Source organism: Sphingomonas sp. Ag1 (assembly GCF_000980895.1).
Taxonomy (GTDB): Bacteria; Pseudomonadota; Alphaproteobacteria; order Sphingomonadales; family Sphingomonadaceae; genus Sphingomonas; species Sphingomonas panaciterrae.
Genome location: NZ_LAZX01000094.1, coordinates 637,120 through 662,938, shown reverse-complemented (window position 1 = coordinate 662,938; position 25,819 = coordinate 637,120). Strand labels below are relative to the sequence as shown.

The 25,819-nt window shown below is 64.1% G+C and carries 27 protein-coding genes; 10 read left to right on the top strand and 17 right to left on the bottom strand.

Annotated features, from left to right (window positions below; translation table 11 throughout):
• Positions 1-53 precede the first annotated feature (53 nt).
• Both XM50_RS16070 and XM50_RS16065 read right to left on the bottom strand, forming a co-directional pair.
• On the bottom strand, positions 54-761 hold the full coding sequence (locus XM50_RS16070) for a phosphocholine cytidylyltransferase family protein (protein ID WP_046410881.1): 708 nt from the start codon (positions 759-761) through the stop codon (positions 54-56).
• Positions 762-1,868: an inositol-3-phosphate synthase gene (locus tag XM50_RS16065; RefSeq protein ID WP_046410880.1), complete on the bottom strand. Its 1,107-nt coding sequence runs from the start codon at positions 1,866-1,868 to the stop codon at positions 762-764.
• A 129-nt stretch (positions 1,869-1,997) separates the two neighbouring features.
• On the opposite strand from XM50_RS16065, the gene XM50_RS16060 reads away from it, so the two are divergent.
• The gene (locus tag XM50_RS16060; RefSeq protein ID WP_052742606.1) at positions 1,998-2,873 is read left to right on the top strand and encodes a CDP-alcohol phosphatidyltransferase family protein; all 876 of its coding nucleotides are present in this window, start codon (positions 1,998-2,000) and stop codon (positions 2,871-2,873) included.
• A 101-nt stretch (positions 2,874-2,974) separates the two neighbouring features.
• Positions 2,975-3,511: a superoxide dismutase family protein gene (locus tag XM50_RS16055; protein ID WP_046411807.1), complete on the top strand. Its 537-nt coding sequence runs from the start codon at positions 2,975-2,977 to the stop codon at positions 3,509-3,511.
• A 111-nt stretch (positions 3,512-3,622) separates the two neighbouring features.
• Here the strand turns inward: XM50_RS16055 and XM50_RS16050 are convergent, their stop codons facing one another.
• From XM50_RS16050 to XM50_RS16015, 8 genes are all read right to left on the bottom strand, one after another.
• The gene (locus XM50_RS16050; RefSeq protein ID WP_046411805.1) at positions 3,623-4,045 is read right to left on the bottom strand and encodes a Fur family transcriptional regulator; all 423 of its coding nucleotides are present in this window, start codon (positions 4,043-4,045) and stop codon (positions 3,623-3,625) included.
• Positions 4,046-4,102: 57 nt separating this feature from the next.
• Complete coding sequence (locus tag XM50_RS16045; RefSeq protein WP_231622032.1) at positions 4,103-4,666, bottom strand: GNAT family N-acetyltransferase; 564 nt, start codon at positions 4,664-4,666, stop codon at positions 4,103-4,105.
• The gene (gene tsaB / locus XM50_RS16040; RefSeq protein WP_046410876.1) at positions 4,576-5,193 is read right to left on the bottom strand and encodes a tRNA (adenosine(37)-N6)-threonylcarbamoyltransferase complex dimerization subunit type 1 TsaB; all 618 of its coding nucleotides are present in this window, start codon (positions 5,191-5,193) and stop codon (positions 4,576-4,578) included. The genes XM50_RS16045 and tsaB overlap by 91 nt, the downstream gene beginning before the upstream one ends.
• A gap of 69 nt (positions 5,194-5,262) precedes the next feature.
• Positions 5,263-5,856 (bottom strand): malonic semialdehyde reductase, encoded by a 594-nt coding sequence (locus tag XM50_RS16035; RefSeq protein WP_046410874.1) that lies wholly within the window; start codon positions 5,854-5,856, stop codon positions 5,263-5,265.
• 113 nt (positions 5,857-5,969) lie between these two features.
• Complete coding sequence (locus tag XM50_RS16030) at positions 5,970-6,545, bottom strand: NifU family protein (protein WP_046411803.1); 576 nt, start codon at positions 6,543-6,545, stop codon at positions 5,970-5,972.
• A 102-nt stretch (positions 6,546-6,647) separates the two neighbouring features.
• On the bottom strand, positions 6,648-8,234 hold the full coding sequence (locus XM50_RS16025; protein WP_046410873.1) for a DHA2 family efflux MFS transporter permease subunit: 1,587 nt from the start codon (positions 8,232-8,234) through the stop codon (positions 6,648-6,650).
• Position 8,235: 1 nt separating this feature from the next.
• A complete protein-coding gene (locus tag XM50_RS16020) occupies positions 8,236-9,333 on the bottom strand; it encodes an HlyD family secretion protein (RefSeq protein WP_046410871.1) in 1,098 nt (365 codons plus the stop codon).
• Positions 9,326-9,769: a MarR family winged helix-turn-helix transcriptional regulator gene (locus XM50_RS16015; RefSeq protein WP_046410870.1), complete on the bottom strand. Its 444-nt coding sequence runs from the start codon at positions 9,767-9,769 to the stop codon at positions 9,326-9,328. Before XM50_RS16015 ends, XM50_RS16020 begins: the two co-directional genes overlap by 8 nt.
• A 143-nt stretch (positions 9,770-9,912) precedes the next feature.
• On the opposite strand from XM50_RS16015, the gene XM50_RS16010 reads away from it, so the two are divergent.
• The 3 genes from XM50_RS16010 to XM50_RS16000 are packed head-to-tail and all read left to right on the top strand — an operon-like array spanning position 9,913 to position 12,983.
• Complete coding sequence (locus XM50_RS16010) at positions 9,913-10,347, top strand: GFA family protein (RefSeq protein ID WP_046410869.1); 435 nt, start codon at positions 9,913-9,915, stop codon at positions 10,345-10,347.
• On the top strand, positions 10,328-11,089 hold the full coding sequence (locus XM50_RS16005) for an alpha/beta fold hydrolase (RefSeq protein ID WP_046410866.1): 762 nt from the start codon (positions 10,328-10,330) through the stop codon (positions 11,087-11,089). The genes XM50_RS16010 and XM50_RS16005 overlap by 20 nt, the downstream gene beginning before the upstream one ends.
• Before the next feature lie 55 nt (positions 11,090-11,144).
• On the top strand, positions 11,145-12,983 hold the full coding sequence (locus XM50_RS16000; RefSeq protein ID WP_046410865.1) for a M2 family metallopeptidase: 1,839 nt from the start codon (positions 11,145-11,147) through the stop codon (positions 12,981-12,983).
• An 89-nt stretch (positions 12,984-13,072) separates the two neighbouring features.
• Here XM50_RS16000 and XM50_RS19775 read toward each other — a convergent pair whose 3' ends face one another.
• The 4 genes from XM50_RS19775 to XM50_RS15980 form a co-directional block, all read right to left on the bottom strand.
• Entirely contained in the window at positions 13,073-13,633 is a 561-nt protein-coding gene (locus XM50_RS19775) for a hypothetical protein (RefSeq protein WP_082103254.1), read from the bottom strand.
• A gap of 106 nt (positions 13,634-13,739) precedes the next feature.
• Positions 13,740-15,173 (bottom strand): AMP nucleosidase, encoded by a 1,434-nt coding sequence (locus XM50_RS15990; protein ID WP_046410862.1) that lies wholly within the window; start codon positions 15,171-15,173, stop codon positions 13,740-13,742.
• A 97-nt stretch (positions 15,174-15,270) separates the two neighbouring features.
• Entirely contained in the window at positions 15,271-15,519 is a 249-nt protein-coding gene (locus XM50_RS15985) for a hypothetical protein (protein ID WP_046410861.1), read from the bottom strand.
• A gap of 44 nt (positions 15,520-15,563) precedes the next feature.
• Positions 15,564-16,043, bottom strand: a complete 480-nt coding sequence (locus XM50_RS15980) for a peroxiredoxin (protein ID WP_046410860.1) — start codon at positions 16,041-16,043, stop codon at positions 15,564-15,566.
• A 105-nt stretch (positions 16,044-16,148) separates the two neighbouring features.
• Here XM50_RS15980 and XM50_RS15975 point away from each other — a divergent pair, with 105 nt between their 5' ends.
• The gene (locus XM50_RS15975) at positions 16,149-16,709 is read left to right on the top strand and encodes a YqgE/AlgH family protein (RefSeq protein WP_046410858.1); all 561 of its coding nucleotides are present in this window, start codon (positions 16,149-16,151) and stop codon (positions 16,707-16,709) included.
• A gap of 33 nt (positions 16,710-16,742) precedes the next feature.
• Here the strand turns inward: XM50_RS15975 and XM50_RS15970 are convergent, their stop codons facing one another.
• Positions 16,743-17,543 carry a TerC family protein gene (locus XM50_RS15970; RefSeq protein ID WP_046411801.1) on the bottom strand — a complete coding sequence of 267 codons (801 nt, stop codon included), beginning with the start codon at positions 17,541-17,543 and terminating at the stop codon, positions 16,743-16,745.
• Between the two features lie 236 nt (positions 17,544-17,779).
• Between XM50_RS15970 and ahcY the strand changes: the two genes are divergently transcribed.
• The gene (gene ahcY / locus XM50_RS15965) at positions 17,780-19,201 is read left to right on the top strand and encodes an adenosylhomocysteinase (protein ID WP_046410857.1); all 1,422 of its coding nucleotides are present in this window, start codon (positions 17,780-17,782) and stop codon (positions 19,199-19,201) included.
• A 76-nt stretch (positions 19,202-19,277) separates the two neighbouring features.
• On the opposite strand, the gene XM50_RS15960 is transcribed toward ahcY, so the two are convergent.
• Positions 19,278-20,300: an alpha/beta hydrolase gene (locus tag XM50_RS15960; RefSeq protein WP_046410855.1), complete on the bottom strand. Its 1,023-nt coding sequence runs from the start codon at positions 20,298-20,300 to the stop codon at positions 19,278-19,280.
• A 46-nt stretch (positions 20,301-20,346) separates the two neighbouring features.
• On the opposite strand from XM50_RS15960, the gene XM50_RS15955 reads away from it, so the two are divergent.
• Genes XM50_RS15955 through XM50_RS15945 form a run of 3 tightly spaced genes read left to right on the top strand, consistent with a single transcriptional unit; the run spans position 20,347 to position 23,892 of the window.
• A complete protein-coding gene (locus tag XM50_RS15955) occupies positions 20,347-21,276 on the top strand; it encodes a histone deacetylase family protein (protein WP_046411799.1) in 930 nt (309 codons plus the stop codon).
• A gap of 7 nt (positions 21,277-21,283) precedes the next feature.
• Positions 21,284-22,633 (top strand): cryptochrome/photolyase family protein, encoded by a 1,350-nt coding sequence (locus XM50_RS15950; protein ID WP_046410854.1) that lies wholly within the window; start codon positions 21,284-21,286, stop codon positions 22,631-22,633.
• Positions 22,634-22,677: 44 nt separating this feature from the next.
• Positions 22,678-23,892, top strand: a complete 1,215-nt coding sequence (locus XM50_RS15945) for an SAM-dependent methyltransferase (RefSeq protein WP_046410852.1) — start codon at positions 22,678-22,680, stop codon at positions 23,890-23,892.
• Positions 23,893-23,958: 66 nt separating this feature from the next.
• Here XM50_RS15945 and XM50_RS15940 read toward each other — a convergent pair whose 3' ends face one another.
• Positions 23,959-25,812 carry an ABC-F family ATP-binding cassette domain-containing protein gene (locus tag XM50_RS15940; protein ID WP_046411798.1) on the bottom strand — a complete coding sequence of 618 codons (1,854 nt, stop codon included), beginning with the start codon at positions 25,810-25,812 and terminating at the stop codon, positions 23,959-23,961.
• Between the last annotated feature and the right edge of the window lie 7 nt (positions 25,813-25,819).

The window sequence follows — 25,819 nt, the reverse complement described above, 5'->3', positions numbered from 1 at the left end:
GTGGAGTGGCGACAACCAGCCATGCGCCGGCTGGTTTCTCTTGCGAGATGTTATCAGGCGCTCAGCGCGCTCGCCCAATGAGCCTCTGCCTGTGCCAGCGCGCGCGGATCATCCACGTCGAGCCACCAGCGATTGCTGACATCAACGACCCGTGCATCGCCGGTCTGCGCCAGTGCCGTTACGCCATCGGAGATCGAGCCGGCGCGGCCCTCCGCAATTGCGGCCCGGAGCGCGTCGTGGAACCGGCCGTCGACACAGAAGATGCCGCAATCGAACGCGTCGTAACCGTCCAAATGCTTGCCAATCGCGACGATCCGGTCGCCTTGCGTCCGCACGCGCGTGACATCGTCCAGGTCGACAAGCGGATTGTCGAGGTTGCGATCAACCGCAAGAGTCAGCGCTGCTGGCACGGCCGCGATGGCGGATCGTACGATCTCCGGGTCGAACAGATGATCCGCCATCATCAGCAGATGGCGCTCCGGCCCAATTACCGCGGCGCCGGTCAGGACGGAATGACCATTGGGCTGTGCCCAATCCGGCGTCGCGACGCAGGTGATGGCGGGGTCAAGGCGGGCGAGGAACCCGCTCAGGCATTCGCCTTCATGGCCAGTGACCACCACGAACTCCGTCGCGCCGCCAGCACGTGCTGCGTCGATGACGCGGGCGATCATCGGAACGCCCGCGACTTCGGTCAGCGGCTTGGACGGGGAAACGGCGCGCAGCCGGCTGCCAAAGCCGGCTGCAACGATCAGCGCTTTCACTTACTCGGCAGCGAGCGACGATTCGGCCTGGATGAAATCGTCAGTCATCTGCGCTGCGACGTCGTCGGTGAACTGCTCCGGCGGGTGCTTGCAGAAGAACGCGGACGGACCGGTGAGCGCGCCGGCAATGCCGCGATCCAGGCCAACCTTCACGCAGCGGATCGCGTCCACCACCACAGCAGCCGAATTCGGGCTGTCTTCGACCGAGAGACGAAGCTCCAGGTTCATCGGCACGTCGCCGAACAGGTTGCCCTCGAGGCGCAGGAAGCACAGCTTGTTGTCGTGCAGCCAGGGGATGTAGTCCGACGGGCCGACGTGGATGTTCTCATCCGCGAGGCGCTCGCTCAGCACGGCCTGAACCGCCTCGGTCTTCGACTCCTTCTTGCTCGACAGGCGATTGCGATCGAGCATGTTCATGAAGTCGGTGTTGCCGCCCGTGTTCAGCTGATAGGTGTGATCGATCGTCACGCCGCGCTGCTTGAACAGGTTGGACAGAACGCGGTGGACGATGGTCGCACCCACCTGCGCCTTCACGTCGTCCCCGATGATCGGCAGGCCGGCGTCGGCGAACTTCTTTTCCCACTCTGGGCGGCTCGCGATGAACACGGGCATGCAGTTCACCACGCCCACGCCTGCCTCAAGCGCGCATTCCATGTAGAATTCGGTCGCGTCCTGGCTGCCGACGGGCAGGAAGTTGACGAGGATCTCGGCGCCGGAATCCTTGATCGTCTGAACGATCTCGGCCTTGGTGGCGTCGCGGGTTTCATCCACCTCGAAGCCTCGATCGTTTGCCGCGGTCAGCATGTGCGGCGCGACGCCGTCCAGCTTCGCGCCCATCTTCACGATCGTGCCGGTGGCCGGCACATCGGCATAGAACACCTTGGTGCAGTTCGGCTTGGCAAAGATGGCTTGGCCGAGATCGAGCCCCACCTTGCGGGAATCAACGTCGAACGCCGCCACGAATTCCAGGTCGGAAACGCGGTAGCCGCCAATTTCCTCGTGGATCAGGCCATGGGCCGTGTTGCTGGCAGCATAATGATACTTGCCCTGAACCAGGCTGGATGCGCAGTTGCCGACACCGATAACCGCCACCTTGATCGTCGCCATTCTCTTGAACCCCGAAGCGCCGGGAAACAGTTCCCGACGTGACAAATGAATGGCAGCGTGGTGACAGATACGCGACGCCTGTCAAGCAAACCATGCCGGTGGTAGAGGGCCGGCAAGGGGACACGAAAAGTGGCAACGATCGAACTGCAGCCAAGCGTGACCGGAAAGCCACGCGAGTTGCAAGGGTTTCTCAACAGGACGCTTTATCATCCCGCGGCGCGGCGGCTGGCGCGAGCGTTGGCCGCGACTCCGATCACGCCCAACATGGTTTCGGTGTTCGGGGCGATGATGGTGGTCGCAACGGGCATCCTCTACGCGCGGATCGGCACGCCGGCAGCGATCGCGGCTGGGTTCGCTCTCCACCTGTTGTGGCATGTCGTGGACGGTGCCGACGGTGATCTCGCGCGGCTGACCGGACGTGCGAGCCCGAGCGGCGAGGTGGTCGACGGATTGTGCGATTACGGCGGCCACGTCGTCCTTTACCTTCTGCTCGGCGCGCTGCTCGATGATACGCTCGGGGCATTCGCATGGGTACTTGCGGTCGGGGCGGGCGGATCGCGCATCATCCAGTCGGTCTTCGCGGAGAGTTCGCGGCGCAGCTACCAATGGTGGGCCTATGGCGTGCCATGGCTCCAGCACAATCGCAGCGCGCCGACCGGCGTCGGCGGCGCGCTCGGCAAGGCGTATCTAGGGGTTTCGCACGTGTTGACCGGCGCCACGGCCAAGGTCAACGCGATTGTCGCCGGCGCTGAAGTCGATCCGGCCGAGCGGCAGCGGATCGCGAGGCTGGCGCGCGAGGTTGGGCCATCTTTCCTGTTCCTGCCGGGGGTGCTCGGCGCCAACCCGCGGACGATCATCCTTGGCCTCAGCATGATCGCCGGGAGTCCGATGTGGTTCTTCCTCGTGGAACTGACCATTCTGAACGTCGTCCTCGTCGCGGCCATCCTGCGGCAGCGCGTGCAATGCCGTCGCCTCGTCACAGTGATCGCCCGGGGCCGGAGCTGATCGCCACCCCGGTCGCGAGGGAGCGCAGCAGCCTTGATCGTGATTGCGTCATGGAACCGGCTGTTCCAGTCCTCGTTTCGTCCTCGAAACGGGAGAACATGATGAAGAGCTTCACGATCGCCGGACTGGGCGCATGCGTCCTGGCACTGGCTGCATGTGACGAGGGTAAGCTGGAAACCGGCATGCCGACCGCGGGCGGCGCGACGGCGGTTGCGATGCTGCGCACTGCGGCCGGCGCCGATGTCGGTCGCGTCACCGCCAGCGAAGTCACGGGCGGCCTGCGCTTCACGGTCGACGCAAAGGGCATGCCGGCGGGAACACACGGCGCCCATGTCCACACGACCGGTCGTTGTGATGCTCCCGGCTTCGAAACGGCTGGCGGCCACTGGAACCCGACGGGCGCGAAGCACGGGACGATGAACCCGCAGGGCCCCCATCAGGGCGACGTTCCCAATCTGATTATCGATTCGGCCGGCCGCGGCACGGTGGCCGCGACGATCCCCGGCGCGACGATGGCCGGGCTGCTCGACACCGATGGCGCTGCCTTCGTGGTCCATGCCGATGCGGACGATCTGAAGACCGACCCGTCAGGCAATAGCGGCGCCCGCATCGCCTGCGGCGTGTTCCAGCCATCCTGATGCGCGGCGTGCTGAGCGTGAGCCCGGGCATACCCGCCCGGGCTCACGCTCAGCGCAAACTCGTTCTTCATGACCGAATAGGGGCAGCCGCCTGCAGAAGGCCGTTGAAGGTCAGTCCTTGCGGTTCAGGCTGACGCCGTACAGCTCCATGCGATGATCGACGAGGCGAAAGCCCAGTCGCTCCGCGATCTGCTTCTGCAGCAATTCCAGCTCGGGATCGACGAACTCGATTACTTTGCCCGTTTCGACGTCGATCAGATGGTCGTGATGAGCTTCGGGCGAGGGCTCGTAGCGGGCACGTCCATCGCCGAAATCATGGCGATCAAGGATGCCGGCTTCCTCAAACAGGCGCACCGTGCGGTACACCGTCGCGATGGAGATGCCCGGATCGATCGCCGAGGCTCGTTCATACACCTTTTCCACGTCGGGGTGATCGTCGGCTTCTGACAGGACGCGGGCGATAACCCGACGCTGTTCGGTGATGCGCAGGCCTTTTTCCTGACAGAGGGCTTCGAGATCAATCTTGCGTGGCATGGCATCCATGTAGTCGCTGAGGGCGCAGGTCGAAAGCGTTATCGACTCGCAACAAGTCTAGGTTAGCGCGACCGCATAGCTGTGCGCGTCAAAGGAATCGCCGCCGCGGCCCCGGTAATAGGCGCGGCGTTCCCCCACCTTGGCGAAGCCGTGGCTGCTATAAAGGTGAGTGGCCGGATTGCCGGCGCGCACTTCGAGATGGAGGCGAACCGCACCTCGCGCGCGTGCATCGGCGATCACGCTGCGCAACAGCGCTGCCCCCACACCCTTGCGACGAAAGCGGGGCGAGGTGGCGATCAGCAGCAGCTCGGCCTCGTCGACGATCGCGCGCGTCAAGGCAAAGCCGGCGATCTCGCCGTCGATCTTGGCAAGGGTGAGCCAGACTCCCGGCATGCCGAGGATGCCCAGGCATTGGGCTCGGGTCCATGCCTCACCGAACCTTGCATCGAACGCGTCGGCCATCACCTGCTCGACCGCCGCGATGTCGCCGGGCGAGCCGCGGGTCAGCTCAATCATGTGCAGACGGGTGCTCACGCCGGCAGCTTCGCGTCGGGCGCGCGGCCGTACAGCGGGCGTGGCGGCAAGTCGGCGAGCGACGCGGGCAGCAGATTCGCGCGCGATGCGTCCGGCAGGGCATCGTGGGCCTGCAAGCCGGGATCGATCGGCAATAGCCAGCGAACGCCGCTGCCGACCGCCGGCCGGTCTCCCAGCGCGAGGATAGCAGCGTCGGGCCGCAGGGACACGAGCGGATCACTGGGGTGCAGCGGAATGGCGGTGAAGCCTTGCATGAACACCTCACCGTGGCCCCCTTCAAGCACGACCGCAAGCGGGGCTTTCACGCCATCGGCGATCGCCGCCGCCGCCAGCAGCGCGGTGGAAGAATAGCCGCGAACCGGCACGCCCCAGCCCAGCGCCAGGCCGCGCGCGGCGGCGATGCCCACCCGGATGCCGGTGAAGCTGCCCGGCCCGACATCGACCAGGATCTCGTCAGCGCGGCCGCCGTCCGGGAGAGCCGCAATCATCGGCACCAGCCGTTCGGCGTGACCGCGCCCGACCACATCATGGCCTGCGGCGATCACCTGATCGCCCTCCAGCAGGGCAACAGAGCAGGCGGCGGTGGCGGTATCGATGACAAGGGTACGCTGCATCACATCCCTTTGCCAAAGCCGCACCGTGGCTCAACCCCTAATCAGACCGGGCCTCTGCCGACACGATTATCAGGCGATGCGGTTGAACCTCTCGAAGTCCGGGCGTGGGCTGCGTTCGAAGATGGTGGCCGGATCGCCGTGGCCGAGGGTCGAGATGAAGTTGGTTCGAACGCCCGGCTGATCGGCAAAGAACGCCTTGTCGACTTCCGCAGCGTCAAAGCCACTCATCGGACCGGTGTCGAGGCCAAGCGCCCGAGCGGCGAGGATGAAATAGCCGCCCTGAAGCGAGGAATTGCGGAACGCGGAAGCCTCGCGCAGTTCAGTGTTGCCGTCGAACCAGCTCTTGGCATCGGTATGCGGGAAGAGGTCGGGCAGGTGCTCATGGAAATTCACGTCCATGCCGATGATGACCGTCACAGGCGCCTGGCGGATCTTGTCGGCGTTGGTGCTGCTCGCGAAGGACGCAAGCTTCTCCTTCGACTCCGGCGTTGTGCACCAGATTAGGCGGGCAGGCAGCTGATTGGCGCTGGTCGGTCCCATCTTCATCAGGTCCCAGATCGCACGCAGCTCCTCCTCGCGTACCGGCTCGTCGGTATAGCCGTTGTAGGTCCGGGCGGTGCGGAACAACTGATCGAGCGCGACGTCATCGAGCGGGGTGGCCAAACGGATTCTCCATCAGAAAAAGGGGCAGACCGACGCCCGATACCACGTGCGGCGCGGGCAAGGTCGGGCGTGACAAGGCGGGGCGATGCCGGCTACCACAGCGCCCCTCGCGATCAGATTGCGCGAACCTCGGTCACTTCCGGCACGTAGTAACGCAGCAGCTGTTCGATGCCGTTCTTCAGCGTCGCGGTCGAGGAGGGGCAACCCGAGCAGGCGCCCTGCATGCGCAGGTATACCTTGCCCTGGTCGAACCCGCGATACACGATGTCACCGCCGTCATTGGCCACCGCTGGGCGCACGCGGGTCTCGATCAGCTCCTTGATCTGCGCGACGATCTCGGCATCGGCGGGGTCATCCGAGAAGCTTTCTTCCTCCGCGGGTACGCTGAACCCGGCGGTACCACCGGTGCGGAATAATGGCATCTGCGCGGTGAAGTGATCCATCAGGATCGACAGGACGTCCGGCTTCACCTCATGCCATGCGGCGCCCGGCGCAATCGTGACCGAGATGAAATCGCGTCCGAAGAACACGCCGGTCACATCGCCAAGGTCGAACAGCGCCTTGGCCAGCGGAGATACCTCTGCCTCCTCGGGCGTGGCGAAATCCCGTGTACCGGCGTCCATGACGGTGCGGCCCGGCAGGAACTTCAGCGTTGCCGGATTGGGCGTGGGTTCGGTTTCGATCAGCATGCCATCCATGTGGCCCGCCGACCGCGGTCGATCAAGCGCAGCGGGCGAAAGGAAAGGTTTCAGTTTCCGAAGAACCGCCGCTCGCGATTCAACCCATCTGCATCATTCGCTATGCACGACTTCCATTTTGCCGCGGGGCTTCTGTAGCAGCAGGACCAGCGGAACGGCGGCGAACGAAATCCAGCTCATCAGGTAGAAATCGTCGATATAGGCGATCATCGCCGCCTGCTTGTTCACCATGCCATCGAGCATCGACATGGCCGCGTCCGATACGGTTCCCAACCCACGCAGCATGTTGAGGTCGAAGCCGGACACCACCGTGCCGGTCACATGCTGCGCCAGATCGGCATGGCTGGTCTGCGTGTTCCGCGCCAGCAGCACGGTCACCATCGAAATGCCGGCCGACTGGCCGATCGAGCGGAACAGGTTGAGCAGGCTTGACCCGTCGGTGCGATACCGCCCGTCCAGCGTGGCAAAGGCCATGGCGTTGAGCGGCATGAACACCAGTCCCATGCCCAGCCCCTGGACGAACCCGGCGGTGATCACCGGCCAGTAATCCTGCTCCAGCGAGTAACCCGCCATCTGCCGTAGCGAGATGCCGAAGATGATCAGCCCCACCATGATGACGATACGAGTATCGACCTTGCCCATCAGCCGCCCGGCCAGCCACATGGTGAAAAGCACGCCAACCCCACGCGGCGCCATCATCATGCCGGTGTCGATCACCGGATAGCCGAACAGGTTCTGCAGCATCGGTGGTAACAGCGCCATCGGCGCCATGGTCGATATGCCGACGACCAGCATGAACAACAGCCCGGTGACGAGATTGCGGTTTCGGAACAGCGCGCGATCGAACAGCGGCTTCTTCGCCGTCGCAAAGTGGAAGACGGCAAGCCAGGTGAACGCCAGCGCTGCCAATCCTTCGATGATGACTTCCCAGCTGTCGAACCAGTCCTCGCTCTGCCCCCGGTCAAGCATCAGCTGGAACGCGGCGACCGCAACGCCCAGATAGACGAAGCCCGCATAGTCGAACGATCGCCTTGCCTTGGGCCTGCTCGGCAGCAGGAACCACAGGATCGCGAAGGTGGCGGCGCCCACCGGCACGTTGACGTAGAAGACCCAGCGCCAGTTGTAGCTTTCAGTCAGCCAGCCGCCGAGCACCGGCCCCATGATCGGGCCGACCATCACGCCCATGCCCCACACGCTCATCGCCTTGGCAGCGTTTTCGGGTGCGTTGATGTCCAGCATCGACGTTTGCGACAGCGGATTGATGAAGGCCGCGAAGATGCCCTGAAAGACACGGAAGATCACCATTTCCTCCAGGCTGGTGGCGATGCCGCACAGCATGGACGCAATGATGAAGCCGCCGGTGGCGATGAGGAAAAGGTTGCGGCTGCCCAACCGGTCGGACAGCCAGCCGGTGGCGGGCAGGGCGATCGCCGTGGCGACGATATAGCTCGTCAGCACCCAGGTGACGGTGTCCACCGTCGCCCCCAGGCTCGTCATCATGTGCGGAAGGGCGACGTTGGCGATCGTGGTGTCGAGGATCTGCATGATCATCGCCCCCATGATGCCGATGGTCAGCAGTCCGCGGTTACGGGTCTCCAGCAGCGGCTTGCCCTCAGCCTGCGGCTGGGCACCATGCCCGCCCGACGCTGTCGAACGGGGGGCAGCGGCGCTGGAGGCCACGTCAGCGTGCCCCGGTGTCGATCGTGACGTCGGTCGACAGGCCGGCGATCATCGCGCGCGGCGGGGTTCCATCAATGGCGATGCGCACGGGCACTCGTTGCGTCACCTTGACCCAATTGCCGTTGGCATTCTGCGCCGGGAGAACGGAGAATTCACTGCCCGTGCCAGCGCCGATCGATTCCACGCGGCCGTGAACTTTCATTCCCGGATAGGCATCGAACTCCATCTCGGCCGCCTGTCCCACCCTCATGTGATTGAGGTCGGTTTCCTTAAAGTTCGCCTCCACCCAGGGACGGTCGCTGACCACCAGGCTTAAGGCCGGCACGCCGGACGGCGTGATGTTGCCCACCTGCAGCCGGTTCGTCTGGCTGACCACGCCATCGGTGCGCGCACGGACGACGGTACGCTCCAGATTCATGGCAGCCTGCGCGCGCTTGGCGAGGGCCACCTGGATCGCCGCCGGCTGACTTGCGCCGCCTCCTGATCCGATCTGCTGGCGGGCGCGCGCGGCCGCGGCCTCTCCTGTGGCAATCTTCGCCCTGGCGGCCTCGACCGCCTGGGTCGCCGCGTCGAGGCTGGCCGTCGTGGTAAAGCCGCGCTTCATCAATTCTGCCTGACGGCGATAGGTCGCCTCGGCCAGCGTCAGCTCGGCGCGCGCGCTCTGGATGTCGGCGGCGGCGCTCCCGGTATCGGTGGCCATGGTCGCGACGGAAACCCGCGCCGTGGCAAGGTCGGCGTCGGCCTGCGCCAAGGCAATGCGATAGGGCTCGGGATCGATACGGAACAGGACGTCGCCGGCCTTGACGCGTTGGTTCTCGCGCACATTGACGGCAACGATCCGGCCCGACACGTCCGGGCTGACCGAGATCATGTCCTGCCGGACATAAGCGTTGTCGGTCGCGATATAGCGGCCGGAGGTGAAATAGAAAAATGCGCCCACGGCTGCGATCAGCAGCGGCACGCCGAACATCAGCACCGGACGCAGCCAGCCGCGATGACGGGGACTGGACGATGTCGCAGACCCGGTGGGCTCGATCGTCATCTGATCTGCTGCCGGTTCACCCGCAGCCGGGCCGCGGCTCGGATCCGCATCAGCCATTGCTCGCCTCCTGCGTGTCGGCCGGGTCCAGATTGTCGCGAATGCGGTGGAGAAGGTCGATCATCATGTCCGTCTGCTCCCCGGATATGCCGCGTAGCGCCTGCGCCATCAGCTCGTCGGCGGTGGCGTGAAGCTCCTCGAGAACGGGGCGCGCTCTCGGAGTCAGGTACAAGCGCCAGGCGCGCCGATCCTTCGGATCCCGCCGGCGCTCGACCAATCCGGCCTCTTCCATCCGATCCACCAGGCGGCAGAGGGTAATCGGCTCCACCTCCAGTAGTTCGGCGAGCCCGCCCTGATTAATCCCCTCGTGCCGGCTAATGCCGAGCAACGCCTTCCACTGCGCGCGGGTGGCGCCGTGCTGGCGCGCGCGCTCGTCGAACCGCTTTCGCAGGAGGCGGGACGTATCGCTCAACAGGAATCCGAATGTCTCGGTCATACCACTGCACATAATAAGCAGGCTTATGAATTGGAAGCTATCAACATTCCAAGCGGCGTGCCACCAAAATCCCGCGCTTGCGTTGGGAGAGGCGAAAGCATCACGGGCAAGGGATCATAGCGGTGGGCAGCGCGGGGTCGAGGATGGAGGGCGGATGCCAATGCGGCCGTGTCCGCTACGTTGCTGTGATCGAGGATGATGACGCCTATCTTTGCCATTGCCGCATGTGCCAGCGCGCCACCGGCGGCGTCTCGATTGCCTTCAAGAACATCCCCGCATCATCGCTGCAATGGCTCACCGAACCCGACTGGTACCAATCCTCCCCCATCGCACGTCGCCCCTTTTGCGCCGCCTGCGGCACGCCGCTCGGCTTCGCCTTTCTGCGCGATGTCGAAAACGTCGATGTCACAGTTGGCAGCTTCGACGACCCGTCGCGTTTCCGCCCGGTGCACCATTATGCCGTCGAAAGCATGCACGAGGCATGGATCGACACGCGCGACTTGCCACGCATGCGCAGTGAGCAGAATGAGGGCGTGATCAAACGCTGGATGGACGCTTGTGGCAAAACTCCCGACTGAGACGCAGTATTTCAACAGCTTCGACGGAACGCGGCTGGCATGGCACACCATGGGGGAGGGGCGTCCGATCGTCCTGATCCACGGCTATTTCTCCGATGCGAACACCAATTGGATCCGCTACGGCCATGCAGAGGCGGTCGCAGCGAAGGGCTTTCAGGTCATCATGCCGGACCTGCGGGCGCACGGTGACAGCGACAAGCCGCACGATCCCGTCAACTATCCGCCTGATGCGCTGGCGCGCGACGGCCACGCGCTGATCGCTCACCTGGGGCTCACCCACTATGACCTGGGCGGCTATTCACTGGGTGCGCGCACCACGGCACGGATGCTGGCGACCGGTGCCACGCCCGGTCGCGTGATCTACTCCGGCATGGGGCTGGAGGGGCTGACCAATGCTGAACGGCGTGCCGATCATTTCCGCCACATCCTCTCCAACCTTGGGCAGCACGAACGGGGAAGCCCGGCGTGGCTCGCGGAGGCGTTCCTGAAAACGACCGGCGGCGATCCCGTCGCCCTGCTTCGGGTGATCGACACCTTCGTCTCCACTCCGCGTGAAAGCGTGGCGCAGTTTTCTCAGCCGACGCTGGTCGTCAACGGCGTGGATGACGACGACAATGGCTCTGCCGCAGCGCTCGCAGCACTGTTGCCGAACGCCCGGCTGGTGGAGATCCCCGGCAATCATATGAGCTGCGTCACCAAGGCCGAGCTTGGTCAGGCAATGGCCGAATTTCTCCAGCCTTGACCCTTCGGAGGCCAGCTTTCAGTGTTGCCGCATAGCCTAAATATCTGAGGAATCTATGATCCGTCGATTTTCTTCGCTGATGGCGCTGGCAGTGGCGCTTGCCGCGCTTCCCGCCGTCGCCGAGCAGGCAGCGCCCGCCTCTGCCCCAGCCGCCGCGCCTACCGTGGCGCAGGCCGACGCCTTTGTCGCGGCCGTGGAGGAAGAGTTTGCCAAGCTCAGCGTCGATGTAGCCCGCATTTCCTGGGTCAATGCGACCTACATCACGGAGGATACGGATGCGCTCGCGGCGGCCGCCGGCGGCCGCTACACCGAGCGTGCCGTACAGGTGGCGAACGAGGCCGCGCGCTACCGCTCGCTCCCCGGCTTGTCCGCCGACACGCGCCGCAAGCTGGACCTCATCATCGGCGGCATCACCCTGCCGGCGCCCACTCGCCCGGGAGCGGCCGAGGAACTCTCCACGCTCTTCACGCGCATGGGGTCCAGCTACGGCAAGGGACGCGGCACGCTGAACGGAAAGCCGATCAACGGGTCGGACATTGAAGCGACGATGGGCGAGGAACGCGATCCCGCCAAGCTGAAGGAGATGTGGGTCAGCTGGCATGACAATGTCGGCGCGCCCATGCGCGCAGATTATCTCGCCGCGACGAAGCTGACCAACGAGGGCGCGACCGGCCTTGGCTTCAAGGATGCCGGCGCATTGTGGCGGTCCGGCTATGATATGCCGCCGGACCAGTTTGCGGCGATGACCGACAAGCTCTGGGCCGAGGTGGAGCCGCTGTACAAGGCGCTGCACACCTATGTGCGGTGGAAACTGAACGAGAAGTACGGGGACGCGGTCCAGTCAAAGACGGGGCCGATCCGCGCGGATCTTCTCGGCAATATGTGGGCGCAGGAGTGGGGCAATATCTATGATGTCGTTGCACCTCCGGGAACCGGCGACCTTGGCTATGACATCGGCGATCTGCTGAAAGCCAAGCAATATGATCCGGTGAAGATGGTCAGGACGGGCGAGGGCTTTTACTCCTCGCTCGGCTTTGCGCCATTGCCGGAAACGTTTTGGACCCGCTCGCAGATCGTCAAACCGCTCGACCGCGAGGTGATCTGTCACGCGAGCGCCTGGGATGTCGACAACGTCGATGATCTGCGTATCAAGATGTGCACCAAGGTGAATTCGGATGATTTCATCACGATCCATCATGAGCTTGGCCACAATTACTATCAGCGGGCGTATAACAAGCAGCCGTTCCTCTACAAGAACGGTGCGAACGACGGTTTTCACGAGGCGATCGGTGATTTCGTCGCATTGTCGATCACCCCGGACTATCTGGTAAAGATCAACCTCCTCGATCCGGCACGCGTGCCGGCCGCGGACAAGGACATTGGCCTGCTGCTTCGGCAGGCGATGGACAAGATCGCCTTTCTCCCGTTCGGCCTGCTGATCGACAAATGGCGCTGGCAGGTGTTCTCAGGCGAAATCGCGCCGGGGCAGCTCCAGGCAGGATGGGACAAGCTTCGCCTACAATATCAAGGCATTGTTCCCCCAGTCCCACGCGACGAAAGCAAATTCGACGCCGGGGCGAAATATCACGTCGCGGCGGGCGTGCCCTACACCCGCTACTTCCTCGCCCGTATCCTGCAGTTCCAGTTCTACGAGGCGGCCTGCAAGCAGGCGGGGTGGAAGGGGCCGCTGCATCGCTGCTCGTTCTACGGCGACAAGCAAGTCGGATCGCGCCTCGACGCGATGATGAAGATGGGACAGTCGAAGCCGTGGCCCGACGCGCTTCAGGCCTTCACCGGCACGAGGGAAATGTCGGGCAAGTCGATGATGGCCTATTTTGCGCCGCTCAAGAAGTGGCTCGATGAGCAGAACAAGGGCAAGCCCAGCGGCTGGTAAGCGCTGCTAAACGCGCTGCCGGACGGGTCAGTTTCTGACCCGTCCGGCAGCTTCAGGTACCGGGGAAGAGGCCCCCGCGCGCGTCCAGTTCAATCGGGAATGACGTTCTCGTCGGCGATCCCCGCCTTGAACGATGCCGACGCGTCGGCGCCATCAGGCATGTGCGCGTGACCTGACGGCTCGGCCGGCTTCTGGGCTTGCTCGGAAGCCTTGCTGTTCTTCTTGCCCTTGCTTGACGCCGGATCGGCGTTGCCATCGTCCGTCCGGGGCGTCGATCCGCGCAAGGAAAGCAATGCCGCCGTCGCAGCGGCGCCAACCGCGGCCAGGCCACCGGCGATGGCTGCCTTGTTTTTCCACATCGGCGTCTTGGCAGTCGACGATGCGCTCGCGCTTTTTGGCTTGGCCGGGCGTTTCGGGGGCGGCGTCGCGCGCTTTGATGATCGCGGCTTCGGCGGTGCGGCCGGCTTCTTCACGGAGCTGGTTGATCCGCTCGCCTGAGCCGCTGAGCTCGCCGGCTTCCGCTTCGGCTTGGCTGCCGGCTTGCTCGCCGGGGTTGCGTCAGCCGGTTTGGCTGCGGTTCTCTTGCGCGGCGCGCGCCGCGCAGGCGGCTTGGGTGCGCTTGGTGTTGGGGTGTCTTCGTTGTCGGCCATGGTCTGCTCCCCTTTTCGCATGCAGTCAGGCCGGTAACGCAGCGGGGAGATAAATCGTTTCGTTGCGAGCAGTGCAGCACTGGTGCCGCACCGCTCGCACGGTTTGTCAGCGGAACGGCGGCTCGTTGAACGCCCGCAGCTTACGGCTGTGGAGCTTCTGGCCTTCACGCCACAGCTCCTCGCAGGTTTCGATCCCGATTCGCATATGTTCGGAGATCGCGCGCTCGTAGAACCGGTTGGCTTGGCCCGGCAGCTTCAACTCGCCATGAAGCGGCTTGTCGGATACGCATAGTAACGTGCCGTAGGGCACGCGGAAGCGGAAGCCCTGAGCGGCGATCGTGGCGGATTCCATGTCGATCCCCACTGCGCGGCTTAGCGAAAAGCGGAGCGCAGAGCGACTGTATCGCAGCTCCCAGTTGCGATCATCGGTGGTGACGATCGTACCGGTCCGCAGCCGCCGCTTCAGTTCCTCACCGGACTGGCCAGACACGGTCTCGGCCGCGCGCGCCAATGCCTGCTGAACTTCCGCAATCGCTGGTACCGGGATTTCAGGCGGCAACATGTCATCCAACACGTGATCGTCACGCAGGTAGGCGTGTGCCAGCACGTAATCGCCGATCCGCTGCGATGGGCGCAGCCCGCCGCAATGGCCAATCATCATCCAGGCATCAGGACGGGTGACGGCCAGGTGATCCGTGATCGTCTTCGCATTGGAAGGTCCAACGCCGATGTTGACCAATGTGATGCCCGATCGATCCGGCGCCATCAGATGATAGGCTGGCATCTGCAGCCGCCGCCATGCGCTGTCGTCGAGTACCGCCGGATCATCGCCGGGGTGGAACATGACGCCACCTGGACCAGCGAGTGCCGTAAAGCGGCTGTCGCCGGTCACCTGGCTCGCGCCCCAGCGAACGAATTCGTCGACGTACCGGTGATAGTTGGTGAACAGCACGTAGCGCTGCACATGCTCCGGCGACGTGCCGGTATAGTGGCGCAGCCGCGCGAGACTGAAGTCGGTGCGGAGCCCGTCAAACAGCGCGAGGGGACGGGTGCCATCGATAGAGGCCCACAGACCGTCCGCGATCTCGTCGCCAATATGGGCGAGCTCAGTCGCGGGGAAATGGCGTGCGAGTTCGGCGGCCGAAACCTCGTCCAGGCTCAGCGCGTGGCCGGCGTCGAGAACATAGGGGAACGGGATTTCCGTGGCGCCCGCCACTGCTTGGACGGAGACTTCATAATCTTCCATCAACAGGGTCAGTTGCTCGACGAGATAATCCGCGAACAGCGCGGGCTTCGTGACCGAAATCCGGTACTCGCCCGGCGTGACAAGCCGACCGAAGGAGCGCAACGGCGCCGGCCGATGGTCACCACCGCCGGCAAAGGTGAGGCGGATCTCGGGATAAGCGAACGAGCCGTCGCGGCGTGCCTCGGGCGGCGGCGGTGTTCCTTCGGTAAGGTAGAGATCCAGCGCTGCCTGCAAGCGTGCGACAGCGCGGGAATAAAGCCGATCGAGTTCGGCAACGATGTCTTGAGCAGTCATCGCGGATCGTTACGCCGCGATGGTGACACTGGCAAGACTGGGTAGTCTGCCAGCGCGATGGGTGGCCCCGGGTGTTTACCCGGAGCGACCCTGCGCATCAGTGTTTCGTGCTGCCGTGACCCTGCTCGGCGTTGCGACGGCTGGCAGCGTAGGCTGCGCCCCCGATCGCTGCTGCGACACCGGCCACGATCCCCGCCGTGGCATAGGGGTGATCCTTGACGGCCCCCGTGGTTGCGGACGTGGCTGCGCTCACCTTGGCTTGCGCACCGGACGCGGCCTGGCGCGCGCGCTCTGCCAGGCTCGCTTCGTGAGCCGACGTAGCCTTGTTCTGGGTAGCGTTGGTCATGGTGCGATACTCCTCATCAACTCCACAACCAACGCATTGTAATCTCAGAGGTTGCCCAGCAGGTGCTCCGCCGAGCTCACCTTGAACTCGCCGGGCGCCTCGACGTTGAGCTGCTCCACCACCCCATCGTTCACGATCATGGAATAACGCTGGCTGCGCTTGCCCATACCGAATTTCGAGCCGTCCATGGTGAGACCCAGCGCTTCGGCGAAGTCGCCATTGCCATCCGCCAGCATGGTGACGTCGGTTGCATCCGCTGACTTCGACCATGCGCCAAGAACGAACGGGTCGTTCACGGACGTGCAGACGATTTCATCAATGCCCTTGGCCTTCAGGTCCTCGGCCTTCTCCACGAAGCCCGGAAGGTGCTTCGCCGAGCAGGTCGGGGTAAATGCACCCGGCACGGCAAACAGCGCCACGCGGCGGCCGGCAAAGTAATTCTGCGAATCGACCGCCTCAGGGCCAGCATCCGTCGCCTTGACGAGGGTGGTCTTGGGCAGCTTGTCGCCGACGTTGATTGTCATTTTCTGTTGCTCCGTGCAGCGCTGAAGGTGTGCGTGACTACGTCGCAGGGGTGGAATGGCTTTTCAAGCGTGACGAGTTGCCGCCGCTCGGCGTAGAAGTAAGCCATGGAGACCACGACCTTTCTCACTGGGCAGTTCCTGCTCGCCATGCCCGGAATTGGCGACCCGCGCTTTGACCAAGCGGTGATCGCGGTGTGCGCGCACGACGGAAAGGGTGCGATCGGGATCGGCGTCGGTGCGCAGATTGCTGGACTGGGGCTGCATGATGTTCTGGAACAAGTGAACATCGCGCCAGGCGATACGCCCAATGCGCCGATCCATTTCGGCGGCCCTGTCGAGACGCGCCGCGGCTTTGTGCTGCACTCGCGCGACTGGAGCGGGCAGGACACGATTGATGTCGCCGGCAAATGGGCACTGTCCGGAACGCTAGATGCGCTACGCGCCATTGCGGAGGGGAGAGGGCCGACGCAGTGGCTCGTGGCTTTGGGCTATGCCGGATGGTCTGCCGGTCAACTTGATGCCGAGATGACGCGGCACGGCTGGCTGAACGTCTCCGATGACGCGAGCATGCTGTTCGAAACGGAAACCGCGCAGCGCTGGACCCGGGGGTTCAACGCTGCCGGCATCGATCCGCGACTGCTTGGCACGGAAAGCGGCCACGCCTGAAGGTATTTTTGACCGGCCCTCAGGCGCGTTGGTTCATCTCTCGTTCCCTGCCGCCGCTGCCTTGCGCTTCTGCGCGCGGCGCGAGAGGATGTTGAGCGCCTCGACGAGTACGGAGAAGCCCATCGCGGCATAAATGTACCCCTTGGGGACATGGACGCCAAAGCCGTCGGCTATCAGGACGGCGCCGATCATCAGCAGAAAGCCGAGCGCCAGCATCACAACGGTGGGATTGCGGTCGATGAAATTGGCGAGCGGATCCGCCGCCAGAACCATCGCGCCGACCGCTACCAAGACCGCGATCACCATCACGGCAAGATTGTCCGTCATCCCGACCGCCGTCAGGATCGAGTCGATCGAGAAGACCATGTCGAGCAGGATGATCTGAATGATTGCCGCGCCAAAATTCATCGTTGCTACCTGCTTTTTGTCGAGCAGGTCGTCGCTGGGGCTCGGATCGACATTGTGGTGGATCTCCTTGGTGGCCTTCCAGATCAGGAAGAGGCCCCCAACGACAAGAATGATATCGCGCCAAGAGAACGCCGTTTCAAAACTTGGTTGACCATAGTCATTCAGTGGCCCGCGAATGCCGAGGTCGAAGACGACCGCCGTCAGCCCCACCAGCCATGCAATCATCGAGAGCAGGACCAGCCGCATGGCAAGCGCGAGGCCGATGCCCAGCCGGCGTGCGCGCGTGCGCTGTTCCTCTGGCAACTTGTTGGAAAGGATCGAGATGAAGATGAGATTGTCGATGCCCAGCACGACCTCCATCACCACCAGCGCGAGTAGTGCTGCCCAGGCGGCAGGGTCGGTAAACAGCGAGAGCAAACTGTCCATCATCAACCTCATTCAGCGGATCGTGGGCGTACAACGATGCTTCTTGCCCTGAGGATGCACGGCATGGAAGCGCATAGCGACCGCCCCAATGCGCACCCATAAAGAACGCTCGAGAACGCAATTCACATATAAAGATATCTTTATATTTGTATTGCTGCGTGCTCACGATTATGTGCGGGTACATGCCGGCCGGTGAATCGTACCTTGGCCGGCGTCACAATTTCTGGAGACCCGTAGTGGCCACCGTTCTCGATCGCCCCACCGCTACCGATTACGTCATCAAGGACATCAGCCTTGCTGATTTCGGACGTGCGGAGATCAACATTGCAGAAACCGAGATGCCCGGCCTGATGGCGCTGCGCGAGGAATATGGCGCGTCGCAGCCGCTGAAGGGCGCGCGCATCACTGGTTCGCTGCACATGACGATCCAGACCGCCGTGTTGATCGAGACGCTGACGGCGCTCGGCGCTGACGTGCGCTGGGCGACGTGCAACATCTTCTCGACCCAGGACCACGCCGCCGCTGCGATCGCCGCTGCCGGCATCCCGGTGTTCGCGGTGAAGGGCGAGAGCTTGGCCGATTACTGGGACTATGTCGGCTCGATCTTCGACTGGGATGACGGCAACGGCCAGACCGCCAACATCATCCTCGACGACGGCGGCGACGCCACCATGTTCGCGCTGTGGGGTGCGAAGCTCGAGCGCGGCGAAAGCTTCGGCGAGCCCGAGAATGCCGAGGAAGTCGAGTTCCAGCGCGCGCTGAAGGCGTTCATCGCCAAGAAGCCGGGCTACCTGACCGAGACCGTCAAGAACCTGAAGGGCGTTTCGGAAGAGACCACCACTGGCGTCCACCGCCTGTACGAGATCGCCAAGAAGGGTGAGCTGCCGTTCCCGGCGATCAACGTCAACGACTCGGTCACGAAGTCGAAGTTCGACAACCTTTATGGCTGCAAGGAATCGCTGGTCGACGCGATCCGCCGCGCCACCGACGTGATGCTCGCCGGCAAGGTCGCTTGCGTCGCCGGCTTCGGTGACGTCGGCAAGGGCTCGGCTCAGTCGCTGCGCAACGGCGGCGCCCGTGTGCTCGTGACCGAGATCGATCCGATCTGCGCGCTTCAGGCGGCGATGGAGGGCTTTGAGGTCGTGACGATGGACGAGGCGGTGAAGCGCGCCGACATCTTCGTCACCGCGACCGGCAATGCCGACGTGATTACTGCCGATCACATGAAGGCGATGAAGCCGATGTCGATCGTGTGCAACATCGGCCACTTCGACAGCGAGATTCAGATCGCTGCGCTCGACAATTACGAGTGGACCGAAGTGAAGCCGGGCACGGACCTGGTGAAGTTCCCGGATGGCAAGCAGATCATCATCCTGGCGAAGGGTCGCCTCGTGAACCTGGGCTGCGCCACCGGCCACCCTTCGTTCGTGATGAGCGCGTCGTTCACCAACCAGACACTGGCGCAGATCGAGCTGTGGACCAAGGGCGAGAACTACAAGAACGAAGTGTACGTCCTGCCCAAGCACCTCGACGAAAAGGTCGCGGCGCTTCACCTCGATAAGCTGGGCGTGAAGCTGTCCAAGCTGAGCGAGAAGCAGGCGAGCTACATCGGCGTGTCGGTCGACGGTCCGTTCAAGCCGGATCACTATCGTTACTGATCAAGCCGATCAGCAATGATCTCGAAAGGGGCAGGCGACCAACGCCTGCCCCTTTTACATTGGAGCTAGGGGGGCCTCAGCCCGCTGCCTGAGCCATCACCCGCTGGCCCTCCGCCTCTACGACCGCGTCCTTGACTGCGGCGAGGTAGCCCGCAACGTCGCCACTGCTGGACGGGATCGCCTGGCGTAACGTGATGAAGCCGTGAACGTTGCCCACCGCCTCTCGGAAGGTGACGGGAACGCCGGCCAGTACCAATGCTGCGGCATAGGCGCGCCCTTGGTCGCGGATCGGATCGAGGCTGGCGGTGATGATGACGGCGGGCGGTAGGCCGGTGAGGCTGCCCACCATCGGCGAACCCTGGAAATGGGTGAAATCTGCCTGATAATGTTCGGCGAACCAGATCATCGTATCGCGCGTGAGCAAGAAGCCCTCGGCATAATCATCGAACGAAGGGTACACCTTGTTCATGTCGGCCGCCGGATACATCGGCGCCTGGACAATCACAGGGACGGGTGCTGGTTCGTCGCGCAGACCCATGGCGGTGGTGATGGTCAGCGTTCCCCCTGCGCTGTCGCCCGAGAGGACCAGGCTCGTCGCGATCCGCCCCAGTTCGGCCGGATTGCTGGCGACCCAGCGCGCGGCAGCTTCACAATCCGCTGGTGCCGCGGGGAAGCGATGCTCGGGGGCTAGACGATAGTCGACCGACACCACCGGGAGATCCAGCTGACGCGACATCTCAGCGGTGAAGCTGGCGTGCGTATCGATATTGCCGATGACGAAGCCACCGCCGTGAAAGAAGACTACCACCGGGCCCGGCTCGCGAGACTCCCGGACATCGAACAGGCGTGCGGGGATGTCGCCCGCCGGGCCAGGGATGGTCAGGTCCTTGATTGTGGCCAACTCCCCGATGGGCAAATCGGCGACATCTTTCATGCCAAGGTACATGGCGCGCGCCGCCTCTGCGGTTCCCTCATGGGTCTTGGGGCCTTCGACGCTGTTGAGATAATCGAGAAATCCGCGCACGTCGGGGCGCACGTAAGGTTTGCCGGCATTGGCGGCAGCGTCGGTATCGTCCGCGCGAATAAGCGTGTCGGTCATACGATCTCTCTCCTAAAGTTCGCTTTTGCTACCTATCTTGGCGCAGATGATCGCCGTCGTCCATCACTCCGATTATGTCACCGAGGCGCCCGTCAGGAGTACGTACCGGTGGGGCAAGAACGGCGCGATCCGCGATCTTCTGCTTGCGGCTGGGAACTCGATCGTCTGGCATAGTCCGAACGCGGCGCCGCGCGGCTGGCTGGAGGCGGTGCACGACGCGGCGTATGTGGCTGAGGTAATCGCCGCCGCGGTTCCTCGCGAGAAGGAGCGGCGGATTGGCTTCCCCGTGACAGCGAATGTCGCGCGCCGCTCGCAGCTTGTGTCGGGCGGGACCTACCTCGCCGCGCAGATTGCTTTGAAGCATGGTTTTGCCGCCAATACCGCGGGGGGCAGTCATCATGCTCTTGCGGAGACCGGGGCAGGCTTTTGCGTCTTGAATGACCTTGCGATCGCAGCTGTGCAGCTGGCCGCGGAAGGCCGCCGGGTTCTGGTGGTGGATCTGGACGTTCATCAGGGAGACGGGACGGCGGCGCTGACGGCAGGTTTTCCCGGTGTCGCGACTTACTCGGTTCATGCCGAGAAGAACTTTCCGGCGCGCAAGGCCTGCTCGACCATGGATGTCCCGCTGCCTGATGGGACAAGCGATGACGCGTACCTCGATGCGATCCGAAGCACATTGCCCTCGCTGATCGCGCGGTTTGAACCTGACCTCATCCTCTATCAAGGTGGTGTCGATCCTTACGCGGGTGATCGGCTCGGCCGGCTCGCGTTGACGGACGGAGGGCTGGCGGCACGCGATATGCTGGTGGCGGAAATGGCACTGGAACACGGCTTGCCGCTCGCGAGCACAGTGGGGGGCGGATATGGCGACGACGTTATGGCGATCGCGCGGCGGCATGTGGATGTGATCCTACGCTTGGGTCAGGCCTTTGAACGCGGCTGGCGCGGGGGAACCGCCGGCATCCGATCTGCGTAGTCGCGCGATGCCTGCCCTCGTCTGGTTTCGCCAGGACCTTCGCCTTCACGATCAACCCGCGCTTGTCGCCGCTGTGGCGGAAGGGGACGTCATTCCGGTCTATGTCCTTGATGACAAAGGGCCGGGCGACTGGCGGATCGGTGGCGCGCAGCGGTGGTGGCTGCACCACAGCCTGCAAGCGTTGGATCGCTCGCTGCGCGATCTTGGCAGCCGGTTGATCCTGCGGCGCGGACCTGCCGCTGCGGTTCTGACGGACATTGCGGACGATTGCGGCGCCGAGACGATCCACGCCATCCGGCATTATGAGCCATGGTGGCGCGAAGCCGAGGAGGCTCTGGGCGAGCGATTGTGCCTTCATGAGGGGAATCATCTTCGGCCGCCGGAGAGTGTCCGCACGGGCAGCGGCGGCCAGTTCCGGATGTTTTCGGCCTTCTACCGGGCGCTGTTGGCCATGTTGCCGCCGGAAGCGCCAACTGCCGCGCCGAAGCACATGAGCGCGCCGGGCCGTTGGCCGAAAAGCGATACCCTAGATGATTGGAACCTGCTGCCCATCAAGCCCAATTGGGCGACCGGGTTCGAGGATTGGACCCCGGGCGAGGCGGGGGCCGCCGCGGCGCTCGACGACTTCGCTGACGCGGCGGCGGTTTATGACGACGCCCGTAACCTGCCGTCCGTTGAAGGAACGTCGCGACTGTCGCCGCATCTTCATCATGGCGAGATCTCGCCGCGGCAGGTCTGGCAGGCCCTGAAGGGACGGGGGAAGGGGGTTGAATCCTTCCGGCGTGAGCTGGCGTGGCGTGATTTCACCGCGGGGCTGATCCTCGCGCTGCCGGATTATGCAGAGAAGAACGGGCGATCGCGTTTCGACCGTTTGAAATGGCGGCATGCGCCCAGCGAGCTCAAGGCGTGGCAGGAGGGGCGCACCGGATATCCGATCGTCGATGCCGGGATGCGGCAATTGTGGGCCACGGGGTGGATGCACAATCGTGTGCGGATGATCACGGCGAGCTTCCTGGTGAAGCATCTGCTGATCGACTGGCGCGAGGGGGAGCGGTGGTTCTGGGACACGCTGGTCGATGCGGATTACGGCAACAACAGCGTGAACTGGCAATGGGTCGCTGGCACCGGGATCGATGCCAATATGTTCGGCCGGATCATGGCGCCGCTGTCGCAATCGGCCAAGTTCGACGCAGCCGACTATATCCGCGAATGGGTGCCCGAGTTGCGCGATGTGCCCGATGCCGCGATCCACGATCCGGAGGAGAGCGGCTGCTTGCCGGCGAACTATCCGCGCAAGATCATCGGGCATCGCGAAGCGCGCGAACGTGCGCTCGCGGCGGGACGGCAGGTGCGGTAATTCCTGCTTTCGTCGCTGCACGCGCCGGTGCATGAGCAGCGACGATGCTGAGACAGGTGACAGAGCCGGCGGCGGACAATCGGTGGGCCCGCAGCATTGCGCCGGTATTCCACCGTATCCTCGACCGGATTGACGAGGGGCTGGAAGAGGGGGCAATCGAAGGCGTGTTGCCCGATGGCGTGCGCCGGCTGCTCGGGGGGCGGCGCGACGGCCCGGTGGCGCATGTCACGATCGTTCGCTGGCGCGCGCTTCGGCGCCTGATCATCGGCGGGTCAATCGGCTGGTATGAAGCCTGGGTCGATGGCGACTGGACCAGCCCGGATCCCGTCCCGATCTTTGACCTGTTCATGCGCAACCGTGCGACGCTGGGGGAGCTTGGTCGCGCAAAGCCCGGCGCGCGGCTGGGGGCGCGCCTCATCCATGCCATGCGCCACAACGGACGGCGCAATGCGCGGCGCAACGTGGCCGCGCATTACGACCTCGGCAATGATTTCTACGAGGCATGGCTTGATCCGACCCTGACCTATTCGAGCGCGATCTTCGCACAAGGCGACACGCTGGAGGCGGCACAGCAGCGCAAAATTGATGCGGTCCTGGATCGCGTAAACGTGCCGCCGGACGGCACGTTGCTGGAAATCGGGTGCGGCTGGGGCGCGCTGGCAGAAGCGGCGGGGAAGCGCGGGATCGGCGTTCGCGCGATCACGCTGGCGTCGGAGCAGCAACGCCATGTGGTTGCCCGCACCTCAGGCCTGCCGGTGGCGGTGTCGCTGACCGATTATCGCGACGTGCGTGGGATGTACGATGCCGTCGCGTCGATCGAGATGGTGGAGGCGGTGGGCGAGCGGTATTGGGCGGATTACGTCAAGGCGATCGCCCGCGCCCTGAAGCCGGGCGGACGCGCCGCGATCCAGTTCATCAAGATTGCCGATGATATCTGGTCCGGCTATCGCGCCAATGTCGATTTCATCCAGGCCTATGTGTTCCCGGGCGGGATGTTGATCCACGAACCACAGTTTCGCGCCCTCGCAGAGGGAGAGGGGCTGACGTGGCAGGATCGCCATGCCTTTGGTCTGGATTATGCCGAGACGCTGCTGCAATGGCGCCTGAACTTCGACAAGGCCGTCGCTGACGGACGGCTGCCGCCGCGGTTCGACGGGCGCTTCGTCAATCTGTGGCGCTATTACCTGATGTATTGCGAGGGTGGCTTTCGAGGCGGTGGCATCGACGTGGTCCAGATCACGCTGGTCAAAGGCCGCTAGCCACCAGGCTGCGCACGCGTCCCCGGTCCTCCCGCGTCACCGCGCGGGACTTCCATGCGTGGTGCGTCAGGCGGCTTCGAGCGCCTCGGTCGCTTCCAGCCAACGCGCCTCGGCCGCCTCAAGCCGCTCCACCACCTGCGCGCGGCGCTTCAGCAACTGGCCGGTGTTGAAGCCGTACAATTCCTTCGGTGCCGATGCCGGATTGGCCATGGCATGGTCGATCGCGTCACGTTCGGACGCCAGCCTGGCGATCTCGGCTTCGGCCTCCTTTGCGGACTTGCGCCAGGCCTTGTCGTTTTCGCGCTTCTCCGCAAACGCCTTACGATCATCCTTGCCCTTTGCCTTCCCTTCGGACTTTGGCTCCTTGGCGAGGATGAAGGCGGTGTAATCGTCGAGGCTGCCGTCGAATTCGCGCGCAGTGCCGCCGTCGACCAGCACCAGCCGATCGGCGGTAAGCTCCACCATGTGACGATCGTGACTGACGATCAGCACGGCGCCCTTATAGTCATTGAGCGCCTGTACCAGCGCCTCGCGTGCGTCGACATCGAGGTGGTTGGTCGGTTCGTCGAGGATCAGCAGGTGCGGCGCCTCACGCGTGATCAGTGCGAGCGCCAACCGCGCCTTCTCGCCGCCTGACATCTTGCCGACGGTTGCCGTCGCGCGATCGCCCGAGAAGCCGAAGCGACCAAGCTGCGCGCGCACCGCGGCCGGCGTCGCGCCCTTCATCACCCGCGTCATATGGGCGAGGGGGGTGTCGTCGGAGTCGAGCTCCTCCACCTGATATTGGGTGAAATAGCCAACCCGCATCCGGTTGCTCGCCGTCATGCTGCCCTCCATCGGGGCGAGCTGCGCCGCGATCAGACGGGCGAAGGTGGTCTTGCCGTTGCCGTTGCGGCCAAGCAGCGCGATGCGATCGTCCGGATCCATGCGCAGGTTCAGCCGGCGAAGGATCGGTGTGTCGCCATAGCCGACGCTGGCATAATCGAGCGTGACCAGCGGTGGCCGCAACGGTTCGGGATCGGGGAAGCCGAACGACAGCGTCGGATCATTGGCGAGTTCGGCGATCGGCTGCATCTTGGCCAGCATCTTGGCGCGGCTCTGCGCCTGCTTCGCGGTCGAGGCGCGCGCGGAATTGCGGGCGATATAGTCCTGCAGCTTGGCGCGCTGGACATCCTGGTTCGCCTTTGCCGCCGCGATCTGCGCCATACGCTCGGCCCGCTGGCGCTCGAACGAATCATAGCCGCCGGCGTACAGGGTCGTCTTTCCACCCTGCAGGTGCAGGATGTGATCGACGACATTGTTGAGGAAATCACGCTCGTGGCTGACGACGACGATCGTCGCCTTGTAGGAGCGCAGGAAATCCTCCAGCCACATCACCGCTTCGAGATCGAGGTGGTTCGACGGTTCGTCGAGCAGCAGCAGGTCGGGCTGCGAGAACAGCAGGGCGGCGAGCGCGACGCGCATCTTCCACCCACCGGAGAAGCTGTCGAGCGGCTGGTTCTGCGCTTCCTCGTCGAAGCCGAGGCCGAGGAGTATCTGCGAGGCGCGAGCCGGCGCCGTGTAAGCGTCGATCGCGATCAGCCGCTCATAGATGTCGCCGAGCTTTTCGGGATCGGTTTCGGTTTCGCTCTGCTCCATGAGCGTCGCGCGCTCCGTATCAGCGGCTAGTACCGTTTCAAACGGCGTGGCGTCCCCGGCGGGTGCTTCCTGCGCGATATAGCCGATGCGGGCGCCCCGCGGCTTGTCGATCGAGCCGCCGTCGGGCTCGATCTGGCCGGCGATCACCTTCACCATCGTCGACTTGCCGGCACCGTTGCGCCCGATCAGGCCGACGCGGCTGCCGGGCGGCAGCGAGGCGGAGGCGCCGTCGAGGATTGCGCGCCCACCGAGGCGCACCGTGATACCATTGATCGTAAGCATTGGCGCG

Excerpts from the sequence above, each read along its gene's own strand:
- XM50_RS16010 (WP_046410869.1), top strand. The coding sequence starts at position 9,913 with ATGGAGGGCGGATGCCAATGCGGCCGTGTCCGCTACGTTGCTGTGATC.
- XM50_RS16055 (WP_046411807.1), top strand. The coding sequence starts at position 2,975 with ATGAAGAGCTTCACGATCGCCGGACTGGGCGCATGCGTCCTGGCACTG.
- XM50_RS15940 (WP_046411798.1), bottom strand. The coding sequence starts at position 25,812 with ATGCTTACGATCAATGGTATCACGGTGCGCCTCGGTGGGCGCGCAATC.
- tsaB (WP_046410876.1), bottom strand. The coding sequence starts at position 5,193 with ATGCAGCGTACCCTTGTCATCGATACCGCCACCGCCGCCTGCTCTGTT.
- XM50_RS15990 (WP_046410862.1), bottom strand. The coding sequence starts at position 15,173 with ATGACTGCTCAAGACATCGTTGCCGAACTCGATCGGCTTTATTCCCGC.
- XM50_RS16015 (WP_046410870.1), bottom strand. The coding sequence starts at position 9,769 with ATGACCGAGACATTCGGATTCCTGTTGAGCGATACGTCCCGCCTCCTG.
- XM50_RS15945 (WP_046410852.1), top strand. The coding sequence starts at position 22,678 with ATGCTGAGACAGGTGACAGAGCCGGCGGCGGACAATCGGTGGGCCCGC.
- XM50_RS16065 (WP_046410880.1), bottom strand. The coding sequence starts at position 1,868 with ATGGCGACGATCAAGGTGGCGGTTATCGGTGTCGGCAACTGCGCATCC.
- XM50_RS15980 (WP_046410860.1), bottom strand. The coding sequence starts at position 16,043 with ATGACAATCAACGTCGGCGACAAGCTGCCCAAGACCACCCTCGTCAAG.
- XM50_RS15950 (WP_046410854.1), top strand. The coding sequence starts at position 21,284 with ATGCCTGCCCTCGTCTGGTTTCGCCAGGACCTTCGCCTTCACGATCAA.
- XM50_RS15960 (WP_046410855.1), bottom strand. The coding sequence starts at position 20,300 with ATGACCGACACGCTTATTCGCGCGGACGATACCGACGCTGCCGCCAAT.
- XM50_RS16020 (WP_046410871.1), bottom strand. The coding sequence starts at position 9,333 with ATGGCTGATGCGGATCCGAGCCGCGGCCCGGCTGCGGGTGAACCGGCA.
- XM50_RS16030 (WP_046411803.1), bottom strand. The coding sequence starts at position 6,545 with ATGCTGATCGAAACCGAACCCACGCCCAATCCGGCAACGCTGAAGTTC.
- XM50_RS15955 (WP_046411799.1), top strand. The coding sequence starts at position 20,347 with ATGATCGCCGTCGTCCATCACTCCGATTATGTCACCGAGGCGCCCGTC.
- XM50_RS16000 (WP_046410865.1), top strand. The coding sequence starts at position 11,145 with ATGATCCGTCGATTTTCTTCGCTGATGGCGCTGGCAGTGGCGCTTGCC.
- XM50_RS15975 (WP_046410858.1), top strand. The coding sequence starts at position 16,149 with ATGGAGACCACGACCTTTCTCACTGGGCAGTTCCTGCTCGCCATGCCC.
- XM50_RS16050 (WP_046411805.1), bottom strand. The coding sequence starts at position 4,045 with ATGCCACGCAAGATTGATCTCGAAGCCCTCTGTCAGGAAAAAGGCCTG.
- XM50_RS19775 (WP_082103254.1), bottom strand. The coding sequence starts at position 13,633 with ATGGCCGACAACGAAGACACCCCAACACCAAGCGCACCCAAGCCGCCT.
- XM50_RS15985 (WP_046410861.1), bottom strand. The coding sequence starts at position 15,519 with ATGACCAACGCTACCCAGAACAAGGCTACGTCGGCTCACGAAGCGAGC.
- XM50_RS15970 (WP_046411801.1), bottom strand. The coding sequence starts at position 17,543 with ATGGACAGTTTGCTCTCGCTGTTTACCGACCCTGCCGCCTGGGCAGCA.